The sequence below is a fragment of the Rhodococcus sp. 21391 genome (assembly GCF_016772255.1).
Taxonomy (GTDB): Bacteria; Actinomycetota; Actinomycetes; order Mycobacteriales; family Mycobacteriaceae; genus Rhodococcus_F; species Rhodococcus_F opacus.
This window is the reverse complement of record NZ_CP063781.1, coordinates 673,936-688,723: the sequence shown is the minus strand read 5'-3', so window position 1 is coordinate 688,723 and position 14,788 is coordinate 673,936. Positions and strand designations below refer to the sequence as shown.

Sequence of the window (14,788 nt, the reverse complement as noted above, 5' to 3'; positions counted from 1 at the left end):
CGAATGTAACAAAACGGTATAGGTCCGCGCCACCGTTACCGAACGTTTATGTACGGCGCTCCTCGAGCTCGGCCTTGAATGCGGCGTAGCGGGCGCGGTGCGGGCCACGCCGGCGGATCACCGCCCACGCGATCCCGAGCACGACGAACCATACCGGGGTGACGAGGAGCGCCTCGAGGGTGTCCGCCTCCTGGGTCAACGCCCAGATGAGAAACACGAAGAACGCCAGGACGACCCAGCACATCACCACACCGCCGGGCATCTTGAACTTCGAGGCCTCGTGCAGTTCGGGTCGACGCTTCCGGTACACGATGTAGCTCGCCAGGATCATCGTCCACACGAACATGAACAGCACCGATGAGATTGTCGTCACAGTTGTGAACGCCTCGATGACGGAGTCGCCGGAGAACAGCAGTGCGATCGCCGACAGCAGGAAGGCGCACGAGAACATCAGCGCATTGGCCGGGACCTTGCGGGAGGAGAGCCGGCCGAGCCGGGCCGGCGCGTCCCCCTCCTGCGCGAGGCCGTAGACCATCCGCGAGGTCGAATAGATGCCCGAGTTCGCCGAGGACGCCGCGGACGTCAGCACCACGAACTGGATGACCCCGGCCGCGATTCCCAGACCGGCGAGGGTGAACATCGCCGTGAACGGGCTCTCGCCGGGGACGACCTCACGCCACGGCGTGACCGAGATGATCACGATCAGCGAGACCACATAGAACAGCAGGATGCGGATCGGGATCGAGTTGATGGCCTTCGGCAGGTTCTTCTCCGGGTCCTTCGCCTCGGCCGCCGTGGTGCCGACGAGCTCGATACCGACGAACGCGAAGACCGCGATCTGGAATCCGGCCACGAAGCCCATCGCCCCGGTCGGGAACATGCCGCCGTCGTTCCACAGGTTGTCGAAGCCGGCCTCGGATCCGTTGGGCGACGTGAAGTGCGTGAACACCATCACGAGCCCGACGACGATGAGGCTGACGATGGCGATGATCTTGATCAGCGCGAACCAGAACTCGGTCTCACCGAACGCCCGCACGGTCGGCAGGTTCAGCAGCAGCAGCGCCGCGATGGCGATCAGTGCCGGGATCCACAGCTGGAGGTCGGGCCACCAGTACTGCACGTAACCGGAGATCGCGACGATGTCGGCGATGCCGGTGACGATCCAGCAGAACCAGTACGTCCACCCCGTGAAGAACCCGGCCCAGGGGCCGAGCAGGTCGGCGGTGAAGTCGGAGAACGACTTGTAATGCAGGTTGGAGAGAAGCAGCTCACCCATCGCCCGCATCACGAAGAACAGCATGAAACCGATGATCATGTAGACGAAGATCACCGACGGTCCGGCCAGCGAGATCGTCTTCCCGGACCCCATGAAGAGGCCCGTGCCGATTGCTCCGCCGATCGCGATCAGCTGGATGTGCCGGTTGGCGAGCTGCCTGGAGAGATGCGGCTCGCCGGCCGGCCCCGTCCCTGAGCCATCACCTGGTTCCGATCCGATCGAGCCCGTCGAGGAAGTGCGGTCAGCCATGGAACACCTGCAACCCTTCTCAGTCCTTGCTGTCACCGTCCGAAAGCGTGGGTCACGTTACGCCGGGACCACTTGCGGACCACGGCCGAGGACGGCATTCCGCATCGAGGGACTTGACAGAAGCCGAGCAGCTAAGGCTAACCTCAGTTCGTTACTTCGAGGCGAGGAGCCTGCACATGATCGAGGACCTGATCGAGATCGCGTACGCCCAGGGCGCAATCACCTGCGTGGCTCAGGCCGCCGACGGCGTCGACGAGTACGAACTCGCCCGGGTCGATTCGGTCGCGTCCAGCGTCACGGTCACGGTGCGGGCCGACGGCAAATTCGCGAAGGCCACGAGCGTCGAGGGCTACCTCAGTCTCGGGCAGGTCGTCCGGGCGTGCGGACTCGACTACCGGCACGCCACCTCGAGCGCCCGCCAATACATCCACTGATCAACCCAGGTGCTCCCCGAAGAAACCGTCGATCCTCCGCCACGCGTCGGCGGCGGCTTCCGGGTCGGGCACCATCCCCGTGACCTTCGCCAGGGGACGCAGCACCTTCGGTCCGGCCAGTTCGTCGTTCAAGAACGTATGACCGGCAGTGGGGTACTCCTTCACATCGTGAGCCACGCCGGCCTTCGTCAGCGCCGCCTCCAACTTGGCCGCCGCGTTCCGCAGCGCGAAGTCCTTCCCGCCGTAACTGGCGACCACCGGGCACGCACCCGCCACCGCCCCCTCGAGGTCGCGCGGCAGGACCCCGTAGTTCGGGGCCGCCGCATCGAAACCCGTGCGCAGGGTCATCAGGGCGAACCCGCCGCCCATGCAGAACCCGATGACCCCAATCTTCCCCGTGCAGTCCGACGAGCCGGACAACCACTGACGGGCAGCCTCGATGTCGCCGTACGCCCGGCCCTTCCCCGACAGCATCGCCCGCATCGTCGACACCAGGCAGCGTCGCGCCCCGCCCGCACTGAACAAATCCGGCGCCAGAGTCAGGAACCCCGCCGACGCCAGCCGGTCCGCCTGCCGACGCATCACATCGTCCAAGCCGAACGCCTCGTGCACCATCACCACACCCGGCCACGGACCCTCACCGGACGGCCGCGCCAGATAACCGTGCAGGTTCAGCGAACCGTCGTGCCGCGCAGCGAGGTCGGTCAAGTCGATCTCGGACATGTGCGTCTCCCGTTCCGTCGTCACTTCCAGAACATCTGCGACAACCATGCCCTCCCCATCGCGAGCGCACCACCATTCCCGCTACACTCACCTCGGTGTGCGCCCCGCGCGTGCACCGCGCCTTCGTAGCTCAGGGGATAGAGCAACCCTCTCCTAAAGGGTAGGTCGCAGGTTCGAATCCTGCCGAGGGCACTTTCTGACCTGCGGGTTTCTTTCGATTGTCCCCCTGCGTGCACTAACCGTGCACCTTCGTTGTCTTCCCTGCTCCGAAAACAGAACGGCCCCAGCGAGTGCTTCCAACACTCCGCTAGGGCCTCGGACACAACGGAATCGACCCGTCATGAACCGTACTCGCAGTGTATCTACTTGCGCCGAAAAATTGCCCAGCGTGCGTGACTATGCCGCCGCATCCGCAATCTGCATTGGCTTCTACGCCGGAACTCTCGGCCTCCTGAAGCTGGCCGTGGACCTCGGCTGGGGTGCCGCATGAGCACCTTTACTGACGCTCAGCTCGACGGCTGGGCTTGCGTCAAGTGCGGGACCGACCTCCGCACGATTCCCAAGTCGTACTTCATCGGATACGGCCCGCGCGGGCAGCTCTTCGCCTGCCCCGATCACGCATCCCCCGCCGACCGCGCCCTTGATGCGTGGCGAGGACTCACCGATGACGAACAAGCCCGTGCCACCGGCTATCTCTGTGCGTGCGTCCCGGAAGCCGTCGTTGAGGCAGCTCACGCCGCCACCGAGTAGCCCCTCGGGGTGATGGCGGCACTCGGGCCAATCCGGTAACCGCAGGCCACCACGTCACCCACTCGTCGCTATCTGTGCGAGTCCGACGTAAACCGACCGCATCCGTTATCCATCCCTAGTCCCCGTGAACGGCACGGGGCACCTGATCGAATGGAGTGCACGCCGTCGAACAGGTCCAGCAAGCCGACACGTCCCCACGGGCGGTCGGCTAGAGGTGTTGGCCGAGACGGTATATCGGGGCATGGCTACCGGGCAGCTGTGGGGACGGGGATCAGACCCCGTCACCCTTGGGTGTCCGTTTGGAAATCTGTAGACCTACACAGCACACAACCAGGAGAGTGGAATGTTCGTAGGTTCGGCCATCGGAGACATGATCGAGGTTTCCACCAGCGTTATCGAGGGCGTACCACTCGTGACGGTCAGCTATGGCGCAGGTGTCAATGAACTGTTCGACCTTACGTCGGAAGCCGCGGAGGAGCTAGCGGTCGCATTGATGGCGGCCGCTAGGTCATAACGCGACCGCGCGGGACACATGCCAGAGTCCCACCGGACATAGGCCGTACATTAACCCCATGACGCTGACGCGCCCTCTGAACCAGCGGGACTCACCCCGTGTCCTGGTATGGACCGATGATGCCACATCTGAACGGCTCGACTTCCTATCAAGCCTGCCAGGGACATACCGATCAATTGACGACATGTCTGAGGTCGATCCCGCTGAGTGGGATGCCCTTATTACCACCCAACATATCGCCAGTAGGCGAGTTGCATCGTCCGCCACCTATGGGGAACCATATCGCCGCCTTGAGGAATGCTCAGAACCTGTGGATCCCGGGAGGGCGTACCTTCCCGGAAGATGATCTACGAAGTTCACAGGAATCTGATCAAGACCAGCGCGCCAACGCTGGCGGGAAGGTACGCCCGTGCTCACGGTAGTACACGACGACGACCGCTCCAACGACGACGTCGGGCGGTCGATGCTCGACGAGATCGTCCGCGATGGTGCGCGGCAGATGCTGGCGGCCGCGCTGCAGGCGGAGGTGGCCGCCTATATCGAGCAGTTCGCTGATCAGGTCGACGAGAACGGTCGCCGCCTGGTGGTCCGCAACGGCTACCATCACGAACGCGATGTGCTGACCGCCGCGGGCGCGGTCACCGTGAAGGTTCCCAGAGTGAACGATAAGCGCGTCGACCCGGACACCGGCGAGCGACAGCGGTTTTCGTCCGCGATCCTGCCGGCCTGGGTACGTAAGTCCCCGCAGATGAACGAGGTGCTGCCGCTGCTGTACCTGCACGGGCTCTCCACCAGCGACTTCGGGCCGGCGCTCGAGCAGTTCCTCGGATCCGGTGCCGGACTGTCGGCGGCCTCGATCACCCGGTTGACATCCCAGTGGCAGGACGAGGCCAAGGCCTTCCAGGATCGGGACCTCTCGGGCACCGACTTCGTCTATCTGTGGGTCGACGGCATCCACCTCAAGGTGAGGCTTGAGCAGGAAAAACTGTGCCTGCTGGTGATGATCGGTGTCCGTGCGGACGGACGCAAGGAGCTCGTCGCCCTCACCGACGGGTACCGCGAGTCCACCGAGTCGTGGGCTGACCTGTTGCGCAGCTGCCGACGCCGCGGCATGACCGCCCCAGTTCTGGCGGTCGGTGACGGCGCGCTGGGGTTCTGGCGGGCGTTGCGGGAGGTGTTCCCGGAAACCCGGGAGCAGCGATGCTGGTTCCATAAGCAGGCCAACGTTCTTGCTGCGCTGCCGAAGTCGGCGCATCCGGGTGCGCTCGCGGCGATGAAGGAAATTTACAACGCCGAGGACATCGACAAAGCGCAAGTGGCGATCAAGGCCTTCGAACTCGACTACGGCGCGAAGTATCCGAAGGCGGTGAAGAAGATCACCGACGACATGGATGTGCTGCTCGAGTTCTACAAGTATCCGGCTGAGCACTGGGTGCATCTACGCACGACAAATCCCATCGAATCCACTTTCGCCACAGTGCGACTCCGGACCAAGGTCACCAAGGGTCCCGGGTCCCGTGCGGCGGGACTTGCCATGGCCTACAAGCTGATCGACGCCGCCCAGGCTCGCTGGCGGGCGGTCAACGCACCACATCTGGTCGCGCTCGTTCGTGCCGGCGCGGTGTTCCACACGGGCAAGCTACTTGAGCGACCCACCGCCATCAGCCCCAACGCCGGGGCGGTCGAGCCCGCAAGCACCGGAGCGGAGGTTGCCTGAAACTCCCTCATCCACAGGTATTGACAATATCTCCGCCGCCTTGTTGCAGAGCATCTATGCGTACTCTTAGTGGTTACGCCCGAGGAGTTCTCGGGGTGGTCCGACATCACAGATTTCATTGAAGCCGAAGACGGGTCCAGCGACATCACGCGCCTAGATTTCAAGGACAGAGTTGCGGGACATCACGCCTACCCCGGCGACGCGCAATCGTCCGAGCTTCTGACATCTCTCGTTAAGACTCAACTAGTCCCCACTGTCGAAAACCGCCCGGCTCAGTTCGGTGTGTACCCATTCAACGTTCGAGGTGATTCTGAATTTCGCGTGAACACCTTCCTGCGTGGACCAAACGAGCTGGTCATCGCTGGTAGCTACGTTAGGCCGAACCAGGGCTCGGTTTGGTTCATTCCCCATGACGTGGACGATCTCGAACCTTGGTGGACACTTGCACTGCACGACTGGCACGAGATATTCCCGGAACGATTCCCGGGCGTTCCCAAGTGGCAGAATTCGCCTGACTGGATGACGCACATTGAACGGGCGATACAGGCGCGAATCCAGGATGAGGTAGCACGGTTTGCACCGCTTCAACAAGCACACGACGCCGAGCTCGCCCGATTGCGTACCGACTTCGACATCGCACAGACCAACGCATCTAAAGGCGCTCGCGTACTGCTAACTGGTCAGGACGACGAACTACAGAACGCGGTTCTCCAAGCTCTGTTAGCGCTCGGTTACACGGTGCGAGACATGGATGAGGTCTGGCCGGACCGGGAACGACGCGAAGACTACCGAATCACCGAAGATGGCTATGACGACTGGCTCGTACTTGCGGACGCGACCGGTGTCTCCAAAGGCGCTAAGGCGTCCAAGTTTCAGATCCTTGGTAGAAACGTCACCAAGTACGTGTTCGAGGAAAAACCAAACTTTATTCCTCGCCAGTGGCTTATCGTCAACCGCCTTATCGAGCGGGACCCGGCCACACGGGGCGACATCTTCCGGCCGGATGAGCTTGGCCCGCTGAGCGAGAGCCTCTGCCTCGCGTTTGACACTGCGGCGCTCTTTGTCTTGCAAGACGCGGTAGCGGCAGGAGCAGTCTCAGGAAAGCTCGTGCGTGAGATGCTCCGGGAACGTACGGGACAGCTACGACTCGAGGATGCCAGGGAGTGGCTGAACAGACAAGAACCTTAGGTTCGTTGGCCGTCCATCCCTCTAGAGTGCACAGCATGGATGTGTCTATCTGGGTGCCCGTAATGGTTGCAGGTATCGCCGCCATAAGCGGACTACTGCTCAACTACCTGTCACATCGGCAGGCACGTCGGGACGTGCGGACTAACATTCGAGCCGACCAGGAGCTGCTCGAAAAGCTCGACTCCGACAGTCGGGAGTTTCGATCGCTGAAGGACCATATCGCTACGCGGATCACGACACTTTGCGAGTACGAATCCGGGGCTCGACGGGATCAGAGCGGCATTGGTGCGGGTGTGTTCTGCATAGCTGTAGCCGTGGCGCTGTTTGCCCCGGCATTCTCATACGGCGGCTGGTTTTGGATCTTGGCAGCGCCCGGCAGCGTCTTCGGCCTCATGGGAATTATCGGTGGCGGTGCTGCACTCAAGAAAAAAGTCCGTGAATAGTCTCACATGCCAGATTCCCTTGCCCTCACGGCCAGAAGGGCATTCGGCTAGGGACCATCCTTCGGGCCTGGAACGGTGACAATCCCACGTCATCCGCCCAGCAGACGATTGCCCTCGCCCAGTTCTGCCGTGCCGAAATCATCACTGTCCCCTTCAGCTCCGCGCGGTCGGGGTGGGTACTGCCCATGGCGTCGATGCGGCGCAGCAACTCGGGGTCCGCCCATACCCGGATGTTTGGCCCGTCCGCCAGCTCAGCAGGCACGTCGTCGCTGGCAGTCGGGGTCACTGTCGCTGGCTCGGGGGCTTTCGGGATCACTGGGCGTCACGCACCACAGCGAGAGCGGCCGGATTCGTAGCGTAGGTGCCGCGAGCACCACCCCGACGTTGTGGGCGGCTCACCGGCTGTTCCGGTGCTACATCAGGAATGCGCAGTGAAGCAATGAGTTTGGTGAGCAGTTGCGCCTGTAGACGAAACTCGACCATCAGCGGATTCGCGACCGGCTGCACCTTGCCCTGGACAACGAGCGACTGCCCGTTCATCTCCGCCTGAATCTCGTCCAAGCGATCAGCGGCTCGACAAGCTTGCTTCAAAACGAGCTTTTCGGGCACATTCAGGGAGAATTTTGAGTCGATTTCCCCCCACAACTCGCGCCCCGATGAGCCGAACCGTTCAGGATACTTGCTGGTAGAAGCCATATCGACCTTCTTTCGGGTTGGCTCTATGGGGAAATTCAGGGTCACGCACCGCGATCCAGTGAGTGCTGCGCAACGGAGATAACTGGGGCGAGCAGGTAGGCCCCCACCCCCTCTGACCTGCGGCGTTACGCCCGTGGTGGTCGCGGCCGGCGCTGTTCGGTGGCGACCACCACCATGCGCGACCAGCGGATAGGCACCGACCTGCCGCTACCCGCTGGTAACTTACGAGATATGTTGCGGCACAGTGGTTCACGGATCTACGTTGTGGCTGTCGGTCGAGGGCACCGACATCCAGCACTCACGGCATGGAGACGACATGGGAATCTGGGGCAACGCCGCAAGGAGCCACGCCAAACGCGAGGACGAGCGGTTCAGGAAGATCCGCGAGAAGTCGGCCCATGCGTCGATTGATCGGGCGGAGACGAGAGCTGCCGAGTACAAGGAGCTGATGGAGGACGCCGAGCGGAACGGCGCAAAGGAGCTGTACGAGAAGTTCAAACAGGAGATGGAAGACGCGCAGAACTTGGCCGACGACATCTGGTGCATGCAGTTGGATGGTCGGTTCTAGTCCCCGTACCGATGACGATGCCCGCCGGGGAGAGGTAAGTACCCGGCGGGCATCGTCGTGTAGTGGCCCATCACTTCCACTGACACAGGACCACTGCCCGATGTGGTGTGCGAGTTGCCAGGGCTGCTGTTCACACATCCCGCCCTGGCATCGGGCAGTGGTCCAAGTTTCTATTTCGTGCGCGTCCGTCGTCGGGGCTTCCCGGTGGTTGCGGACGTTGCCGCGCTGGTCTCGTCAGGCTGCGTCACCGCGTCAGGCCGCGTCACCGCGTCAGGCCGCGTCACCGCGTCAGGCTGCGTCACCGCGTCAGGGTGCGTCACCCACCCGTTCCGCGTCCAGCTCTCGACATTGCCGGGGTGGATGAGAACGGTCTCGCCGCCCCCGACCTGTCGGCCGAGTTCCTGCGAGTAGATCAGGTATCCAGCGCTGACGGTGACGGCTACGGCCTCATCGGCGGGTACTGCTCGTGCCCTACTGATCACGGGGTGGTCGCCACCTTCACGATTGCGGCGGCGTGGGGGAAGCCGATGCCAGCGCGCATGACGGCTCGCACTGCGGTGCGGTCGGAGGTGAAGAACGCCGAGGTATCGGTCACCACTTCCACGTCCTTACGGAGTCCCAGAACGGTGCGCTGAAGCGGCAGGCTCCACACCGTGTCAGCGGCAACGGCGGGCGACACGAACAGCGGGACACCGGCAATGGTCCGCTTGGTCGGGCTGGTGGGGTCCTGGCCCAACAGGGGCGCGTTGCTACCCGTTCCCGTCTTGATCTTCGCCAGTGCCAGCGCGACAGCGGGAGTCGTCACGAACGCGGAGACGGTAGCGCCCACGGTCTCGGCCTTGCTGATCGCTTCGTGGAAAGCATCGAGGTTCGTCCAGGTGTCGCCAGCATCGACCGACTGCACTCCGGAGACCGAGCCGAGTCCGGACGGACCGTTGGTGACTGTGGTTCCGAAGAACGCCGCGTCGAGCTTCTTCGCGATGTCGCGTGCCAGGCCCTCTCCGACGATCTGCGAAGCCTCCGGGCTGGAATCCGCGATCAGTTCGTTAGAGACGACGGTGAGGCCCTTGAGTGCATGGAATGCGACGTTGATCTCATCAAGGTCTGCGTCAGTGACAGCGATCTCGGCACCTTCGGCAGTCCACGCGGCGGTGGGATCGGCGGTGACGACGGGAAGGCGGAGCGCGGAGGCGCTGGTCTGGATGACCTTTGCTACTTGTGCGGCGACGGATTCGGCTAGGACTGGCTGGACGAGAAGTTCGTCTACCTGAGCCTGCGTGAGAATTGCACTGCTGTTGACGGTATTCATTGCCATGGGGAACTCCAGAATTGTTTTTGCGTGATTGACGACGCAAAAGCAACCTGGCTATCTTGCGTTTCCCTACAAGGGCGAGTCGGTGAAGGTTGGGGCCAACCTGGGCCGTCCAATACCTTCTAAGAAGATTCTCCCGGACTCTGCGAAAAATTCCAGATGATTAACTCTCCTGGCTTGTCTCCCGAAAATGCTGTGGTAAATACTCAGCGCCCCAAGTGCTCTGGATCACTTCAATGTGGTAATTCTCGAGCACACCCCCGACAAACATTCGACTGACAGGCGATGAGTTTCCGCTGGTTGGCGTCGAGAACCTTGAAACATACTGCTCACCTGGCGGTTCCCTGGCCCGGGCGAACCCTCAGCGAAACAGCTTGCATTCAGCGAACGCGGGCGCATTCTTGTAGCAACAGACCGCAACACCTCACTGGAGAAGCAAATTGAACCTCGCACGCATGGTCACCGTTCAAGAGCTGGCCGAGATGCAGCAAGTTACCAAGAGAACCTGCTACTACTGGATAGCTAAGAATAAGGTCACGGCCTACACAATTGGCGGTCGAATCTACGTCGACCTCGATTCCGTCGATGAATTTTTCGAGCCGAAGCTGATCGGCGGGAATCGTGACTGACAACCACTATGGGCCGACCGACAATTATGGATCGGCACGCGTCATTGCTGAGCACACCGGAATCCGACGCACGGAGCTGATTCGCCTCTTCATTGCCGGGAAGATCAAGGGCTACCAGGGCGGCTGTGACTACTGGCTCGACCTGCTCAGCCTGCGGGAATACCAGCTCTCGCAGGGGGAGGCGGCCTCGTGAAGCGCCCGGAGGAACTGTCAACGATCGAAGAGGCAGCCGAGTATCTCAAGGTCTCGACCCGAACGATTCGACGGATGATCGCGGAGGGGAAGATCTCTTCATACAGAATCGGCGGACGCGTAATCCGGATCGACCTGGATGCCCTGTTCGACTCGGTCGCTACGCCGATGGGGCGAACTGCCGCGTGACCCTGCACGACCAGATCATCCAGCTTGCTACGCGGCGTCCGTATGTGCTCGAGAACTACGTTGCGACCCAGCTCGGAGTGGGGCACCACGTGGCGCGCCACACACTTCGGGAGCTGGAGCAAACGGGCCACCTCATCGGGACACGGCGGCGCGGATACAGCTTTGGCTACTTATCCGCCATTCTCGACCGAATCGAGCAGGTCGGGTCCGCCTCGGGGCGTGACCTGGCTGAGCACTTCGGAATCCTCCCCCACTGCATCGCCCCGGCCCTGGCCGCGCTGGTCGATGCTGGTCAGATCAGCGAAAGCTCGGACGGGTATCAGATCAGCCCGAAACCGTGAGGTCGCACAAACCGCGGTTGGTGCCGGCGCACGGACGACCTGCGGAAACGCGAGATGACTCGGAATACCCGTTGTGCGATCCCACAAATCGCCACCTAGGCACCACTTCCGGACGTCGCGTGGACTCGCGACTCGGCTCACTAGCAGTACTCAAATACAACAAAGAACACCCCCGGGTGACGGCCCGAGGGTGTTCGGAAAGCAATTCGCCATGGACAGATTACACGAATCTACCGAGCTGGTGCAGTTCGGTGACTGACGCACGAATCCCAGAGCGGTATCTCATGGACCGTCGACTGAATCGGCTCAGTGACAGTGATTTCCGCTCATACATCATGTCCCTGGTCTGGAGCGTTTCCAACCGGACCGAGGGGAATCTGTTCCCTGATGACCTTCCCCTAATTCCCTGTTTCACGCGCGGGGCCGAGGTCGGCATCGAGACGTCTGGCCTTTGGATTCGGTCGGGCGAGGGCTGGGCTATCGACAAGTTTGAGTTAGAACAGACAACGGTCGCGGACTTGGAAGCTGCCGAGCGTAAGCGATTCAACGACCGTGAACGTAAGCGGAAACAGCGCGTCCGGGAGAAGTGTCGCGCCAACGTCGATGCCCCACCGGATCGCCTCGACGCCGACGTCCAACCGGATGGCACGCGTGACGTCACGCGGATGTCACGCATGACATTGCAGGATAGGACAGGACAGAGACAGGACAGGCCAGGACAGGCAAAAGATCTACTCGCTGTGAGTGATGACGAATCAGCAGACTCCGTGTTTACGGAGTGGGGGAAGAGTGCCTAGCCAGGCGTGCGACGCGTGCGGCCTGTTTCCGTGCGCATGTATGTACATCGCCGACCTTCGCCCCGGTCGTCGGCTTGAGCATCTTCGCGATGCAGCGGCGTTGGAAGTCAACAAGCCGTTGCCGGTTGGCCCCGATGGCCTGCCGACTTATCACCGTGGCGGCTGTCCTTGCCCCCGCTGTTACTCGCTCTGCGCGGCGACTTACTTGCAGTTTGCGGAGTGACCCCTTCCCCGTCGTCATCGATTGCGGGGCCCGTACGGGGGCTGGCCCAGCCGATCACACCATCCCTGGCCTGACGCCCCAGCGCGGGGTTTCAGGCCTTCAGAAATCTAGTTACAGGAGTTTGCAAAATGACCGAACCCATCGAACCTCATCCCGACCTGGCGGCGCGCGCCGAAGCCCTAGCCCGCGAGTCCACTCTGACTGCTCGGCTCGAAGTGCTGGCGTTGCTTGAGGCGCACGTCGAGGGCCGCAACAGCGACTTCGACTCCCTCATCCTCACGCCGAACGTCTCCGATGCCGAGCTGTTCTGTGAAGCGCTGGCTTTGCTGGCGTCCGTTCTCGTCAATACGGGAACCTACGAGGCTGTTGTCGACCACACGCGTTCGCAGACGCTCACCGAGCTTGGGAACGCGTGACATGGCCGACACGACAACGATTCCCGGAGTGAGTGGATGGGCTGGACCGCTCGACCAACGCGGCTGGCTCACCTTCAAACGGCTACCCAAAGAGATGCAGAATGCGTGGGATGCAACGATATACAATGACTTTTGCCAGCGTGACAGGGTGCGAGAGACCACACCCGAAGAGATTGCCCTGCTGCGGCATCTCCGGGTCACTGTCCCGATGGACTATCCGGAATCCGATCCGCGTCACAGTGCGACGATGTTGACGAAAGTCACTTACGTCACTGCGACTCTTCGCAACTTGAGCTGGCCCGCGCTGGCCGAACAGACCCCGACCGATCCCAAAGCATAGAAACCGCGAGCAGACATGACTACTCAGACCACGACCGCCGATTCCGACCCCCGTCAGGCACTCCAGGACGGCGCAGAGCTGAACGCCGATACCCTGACTACCCCCGCGACGGAAAACGGCTCAGAATCCGCCACCGGGAACGCCGACGAATCGGCCGGCAAAAACGGCAACGCCGAAGCTGCCCGCTACCGTCGACAGCTCCGAGACACCGAAGCGGAACGGGATGCGCTCACGGCCAAGGTGGAGGCTTTCCAACGCGCCGAGGTGGAACGGCTGGCTGGGGAGCTGGCCCAGGCCGGAGACCTGTTCGACGTTGGGGGTGTCGAGCTTGCCGACCTCCTGGACGAAAACGGAGAGGTGAACACCGAAGCTGTCGCCACGAAAATCGCGGAGCTGCTGGAATCCCGTCCAGGGCTTTCCGCGAATGCTCGCATCCCCAGCGGCCCGCGATATCGCGACTTCGGCCAGGGCGCACCGCGCTACGGTGGCGGAGGCTCGTCCTCGCACAGTTGGCACGCGGCACTCAGGCGCAGCTAGACCGCCAACGGCCAAGCCCTCGTCATTACGACGGGGGCTTTTCGTCGTCTACCCACAGCGCTTCGACTAGCGACCTGTTACGTGCTGCTGTGGAGTGCGTATAGCGCGCACTCATTGCAGAACTCGTGTGCCCCATCAGAGTCATGTGATCCGCCAACGTCGCACCAGCCTGCGCAAACAGGGTTGCCGCAGAGTGCCGTAGATCATGGAAGCGCAGAGTCGGGTGACCGATCTTCGCAGCCGCTCGTTTGTAGTGAGGCCTAACCGTGTTCTCGTGGGGCACATTCCCGGTCTCGGACGGAAACACCAAACCTGATCGCCCGGCTTGCGCGAAGGTATCGAGGTGGGCACGAATGATCGGACGTAGCCCAGTCGGCAGGGGAACCGTGCGCAACGCAGCCTTTGACTTCGGGGCTCCGATCACGAACTCCCCCGCCCGGCGCACGGCGGCTCGGGAGACGGTCACCGAACACTCCACGTCCGTCAGGGTGATATCGGAACGCCTGAGCGCAGCCAGTTCGCCCCACCTCAGGCCCGAGAATCCGGCAACCAGGATCAACGTCTTCCACCGTTCGATCCCCATTGCATCAGAAAACGCCCTGATCTCCGATGCCGTCAGCGCGATCGGCTCCACGACCCTGTTCTTGACGGCTGCGCGCTTCACGCGGCAGGGGTTCGCAGGAATCAGTTCGTCGTCAAGGGCTTGATTGAGAATGGTCCGCAACAACGAGTAGGCGTTGGCGTTGCGCGTCGGGTAGGCGTCGAGGCCAGCGAACCAGGCGCGAACCATCTGCACTGTCAGCTTGTCGATCGGCACCGGACCCAGCTCAGGCAGGATCACCCGATCGAGGTACCCACGATTCAGGTCGCGGGTGCGCGGCTTATGCCTGCCCTTGGTCTCCGCGAACCAACGTTCAGCGTAATGCGCGAGGGTCAAACCCTCATCGGCACGCTCACCGGGTGGCGTCCAGGTTCCGAGGTCTACTTTCCTGCGCTCGGAGGCCAGCCATCCTTCGGCATCGAGCTTTGCGGCGAACGTCATAGGTGCGGTGTACCGGACCCCGTCAGGAGCGACGTAGCTAGCCTGCCACCGCCCTGAGGGAAGCTTGCGGTTCTTACCCCAGCCGCGCCGACCAGCCATATTCCGCCCCTTCTCGCGTGCACCTAGCGTGCCCCACAAGAGTACCGGCGTGTCCACTTGTGCCCTAACGTGACACCCGATAGAGTCCCCAACTACCAGGCAATCAAGGCTGT

19 protein-coding genes and 1 tRNA gene are annotated in these 14,788 nt (G+C 62.3%); 14 read left to right on the top strand and 6 right to left on the bottom strand.

The window, feature by feature from the left end; translation table 11 throughout:
• Positions 1-46: 46 nt before the first annotated feature.
• Positions 47-1,525 (bottom strand): D-serine/D-alanine/glycine transporter, encoded by a 1,479-nt coding sequence (cycA, locus tag GO592_RS03250; protein WP_007296476.1) that lies wholly within the window; start codon positions 1,523-1,525, stop codon positions 47-49.
• A 176-nt stretch (positions 1,526-1,701) separates the two neighbouring features.
• Here cycA and GO592_RS03245 point away from each other — a divergent pair, with 176 nt between their 5' ends.
• A complete protein-coding gene (locus GO592_RS03245; protein ID WP_005254226.1) occupies positions 1,702-1,959 on the top strand; it encodes a hypothetical protein in 258 nt (85 codons plus the stop codon).
• Here GO592_RS03245 and GO592_RS03240 read toward each other — a convergent pair whose 3' ends face one another.
• On the bottom strand, positions 1,960-2,730 hold the full coding sequence (locus GO592_RS03240) for a dienelactone hydrolase family protein (RefSeq protein WP_007296477.1): 771 nt from the start codon (positions 2,728-2,730) through the stop codon (positions 1,960-1,962).
• Positions 2,731-2,801: 71 nt separating this feature from the next.
• On the opposite strand from GO592_RS03240, the gene GO592_RS03235 reads away from it, so the two are divergent.
• The 5 genes from GO592_RS03235 to GO592_RS03215 all read left to right on the top strand — a co-directional run bounded on the left by GO592_RS03235 (position 2,802) and on the right by GO592_RS03215 (position 7,294).
• Positions 2,802-2,874 (top strand) — tRNA-Arg (locus GO592_RS03235).
• A gap of 294 nt (positions 2,875-3,168) precedes the next feature.
• Positions 3,169-3,432, top strand: coding sequence for a hypothetical protein (locus tag GO592_RS03230; protein WP_007296478.1), 264 nt, complete (start codon positions 3,169-3,171; stop codon positions 3,430-3,432).
• Positions 3,433-4,355: 923 nt separating this feature from the next.
• Positions 4,356-5,663 (top strand): IS256-like element ISRjo4 family transposase, encoded by a 1,308-nt coding sequence (locus GO592_RS03225; protein WP_011599256.1) that lies wholly within the window; start codon positions 4,356-4,358, stop codon positions 5,661-5,663.
• Positions 5,664-5,732: 69 nt separating this feature from the next.
• A complete protein-coding gene (locus tag GO592_RS03220; protein ID WP_007296479.1) occupies positions 5,733-6,851 on the top strand; it encodes a hypothetical protein in 1,119 nt (372 codons plus the stop codon).
• 35 nt (positions 6,852-6,886) lie between these two features.
• Positions 6,887-7,294, top strand: coding sequence for a hypothetical protein (locus tag GO592_RS03215; protein WP_157234201.1), 408 nt, complete (start codon positions 6,887-6,889; stop codon positions 7,292-7,294).
• Between the two features lie 312 nt (positions 7,295-7,606).
• Here GO592_RS03215 and GO592_RS03210 read toward each other — a convergent pair whose 3' ends face one another.
• Positions 7,607-8,035, bottom strand: coding sequence for a hypothetical protein (locus GO592_RS03210; protein WP_050998585.1), 429 nt, complete (start codon positions 8,033-8,035; stop codon positions 7,607-7,609).
• A gap of 271 nt (positions 8,036-8,306) precedes the next feature.
• Here GO592_RS03210 and GO592_RS03205 point away from each other — a divergent pair, with 271 nt between their 5' ends.
• On the top strand, positions 8,307-8,558 hold the full coding sequence (locus GO592_RS03205; RefSeq protein WP_157234202.1) for a hypothetical protein: 252 nt from the start codon (positions 8,307-8,309) through the stop codon (positions 8,556-8,558).
• Between the two features lie 170 nt (positions 8,559-8,728).
• Here the strand turns inward: GO592_RS03205 and GO592_RS03200 are convergent, their stop codons facing one another.
• Both GO592_RS03200 and GO592_RS03195 read right to left on the bottom strand, forming a co-directional pair.
• Positions 8,729-9,040, bottom strand: a complete 312-nt coding sequence (locus GO592_RS03200) for a hypothetical protein (protein WP_007296484.1) — start codon at positions 9,038-9,040, stop codon at positions 8,729-8,731.
• Positions 9,037-9,873: a phage major capsid protein gene (locus tag GO592_RS03195; protein ID WP_039950791.1), complete on the bottom strand. Its 837-nt coding sequence runs from the start codon at positions 9,871-9,873 to the stop codon at positions 9,037-9,039. The genes GO592_RS03200 and GO592_RS03195 overlap by 4 nt, the downstream gene beginning before the upstream one ends.
• A 452-nt stretch (positions 9,874-10,325) precedes the next feature.
• On the opposite strand from GO592_RS03195, the gene GO592_RS03190 reads away from it, so the two are divergent.
• The 7 genes from GO592_RS03190 to GO592_RS03160 all read left to right on the top strand — a co-directional run bounded on the left by GO592_RS03190 (position 10,326) and on the right by GO592_RS03160 (position 13,534).
• A complete protein-coding gene (locus tag GO592_RS03190; protein WP_007296486.1) occupies positions 10,326-10,499 on the top strand; it encodes a helix-turn-helix domain-containing protein in 174 nt (57 codons plus the stop codon).
• Positions 10,492-10,692, top strand: a complete 201-nt coding sequence (locus GO592_RS03185; protein ID WP_007296487.1) for a hypothetical protein — start codon at positions 10,492-10,494, stop codon at positions 10,690-10,692. Before GO592_RS03190 ends, GO592_RS03185 begins: the two co-directional genes overlap by 8 nt.
• Complete coding sequence (locus GO592_RS03180; RefSeq protein ID WP_007296488.1) at positions 10,689-10,880, top strand: helix-turn-helix domain-containing protein; 192 nt, start codon at positions 10,689-10,691, stop codon at positions 10,878-10,880. Before GO592_RS03185 ends, GO592_RS03180 begins: the two co-directional genes overlap by 4 nt.
• Complete coding sequence (locus tag GO592_RS03175; protein WP_007296489.1) at positions 10,877-11,221, top strand: hypothetical protein; 345 nt, start codon at positions 10,877-10,879, stop codon at positions 11,219-11,221. Before GO592_RS03180 ends, GO592_RS03175 begins: the two co-directional genes overlap by 4 nt.
• A 1,148-nt stretch (positions 11,222-12,369) precedes the next feature.
• Positions 12,370-12,657, top strand: coding sequence for a hypothetical protein (locus GO592_RS03170; RefSeq protein WP_007296491.1), 288 nt, complete (start codon positions 12,370-12,372; stop codon positions 12,655-12,657).
• Between the two features lies 1 nt (position 12,658).
• Positions 12,659-12,997, top strand: a complete 339-nt coding sequence (locus tag GO592_RS03165) for a hypothetical protein (RefSeq protein WP_157234203.1) — start codon at positions 12,659-12,661, stop codon at positions 12,995-12,997.
• A 15-nt stretch (positions 12,998-13,012) separates the two neighbouring features.
• Entirely contained in the window at positions 13,013-13,534 is a 522-nt protein-coding gene (locus tag GO592_RS03160; protein WP_007296493.1) for a hypothetical protein, read from the top strand.
• A 25-nt stretch (positions 13,535-13,559) separates the two neighbouring features.
• On the opposite strand, the gene GO592_RS03155 is transcribed toward GO592_RS03160, so the two are convergent.
• A complete protein-coding gene (locus tag GO592_RS03155) occupies positions 13,560-14,576 on the bottom strand; it encodes a tyrosine-type recombinase/integrase (protein ID WP_237720373.1) in 1,017 nt (338 codons plus the stop codon).
• Positions 14,577-14,788: the final 212 nt, after the last annotated feature.

What these genes read in the sequence shown, in the direction of transcription:
- cycA (WP_007296476.1), bottom strand. Translation starts at nt 1,525, where the DNA reads ATGGCTGACCGCACTTCCTCGACGGGCTCGATCGGATCGGAACCAGGT.
- GO592_RS03245 (WP_005254226.1), top strand. Translation starts at nt 1,702, where the DNA reads ATGATCGAGGACCTGATCGAGATCGCGTACGCCCAGGGCGCAATCACC.
- GO592_RS03240 (WP_007296477.1), bottom strand. Translation starts at nt 2,730, where the DNA reads ATGGTTGTCGCAGATGTTCTGGAAGTGACGACGGAACGGGAGACGCAC.
- GO592_RS03230 (WP_007296478.1), top strand. Translation starts at nt 3,169, where the DNA reads ATGAGCACCTTTACTGACGCTCAGCTCGACGGCTGGGCTTGCGTCAAG.
- GO592_RS03215 (WP_157234201.1), top strand. Translation starts at nt 6,887, where the DNA reads ATGGATGTGTCTATCTGGGTGCCCGTAATGGTTGCAGGTATCGCCGCC.
- GO592_RS03205 (WP_157234202.1), top strand. Translation starts at nt 8,307, where the DNA reads ATGGGAATCTGGGGCAACGCCGCAAGGAGCCACGCCAAACGCGAGGAC.
- GO592_RS03195 (WP_039950791.1), bottom strand. Translation starts at nt 9,873, where the DNA reads ATGGCAATGAATACCGTCAACAGCAGTGCAATTCTCACGCAGGCTCAG.
- GO592_RS03190 (WP_007296486.1), top strand. Translation starts at nt 10,326, where the DNA reads ATGGTCACCGTTCAAGAGCTGGCCGAGATGCAGCAAGTTACCAAGAGA.
- GO592_RS03170 (WP_007296491.1), top strand. Translation starts at nt 12,370, where the DNA reads ATGACCGAACCCATCGAACCTCATCCCGACCTGGCGGCGCGCGCCGAA.
- GO592_RS03165 (WP_157234203.1), top strand. Translation starts at nt 12,659, where the DNA reads ATGGCCGACACGACAACGATTCCCGGAGTGAGTGGATGGGCTGGACCG.
- GO592_RS03160 (WP_007296493.1), top strand. Translation starts at nt 13,013, where the DNA reads ATGACTACTCAGACCACGACCGCCGATTCCGACCCCCGTCAGGCACTC.
- GO592_RS03155 (WP_237720373.1), bottom strand. Translation starts at nt 14,576, where the DNA reads ATGACGTTCGCCGCAAAGCTCGATGCCGAAGGATGGCTGGCCTCCGAG.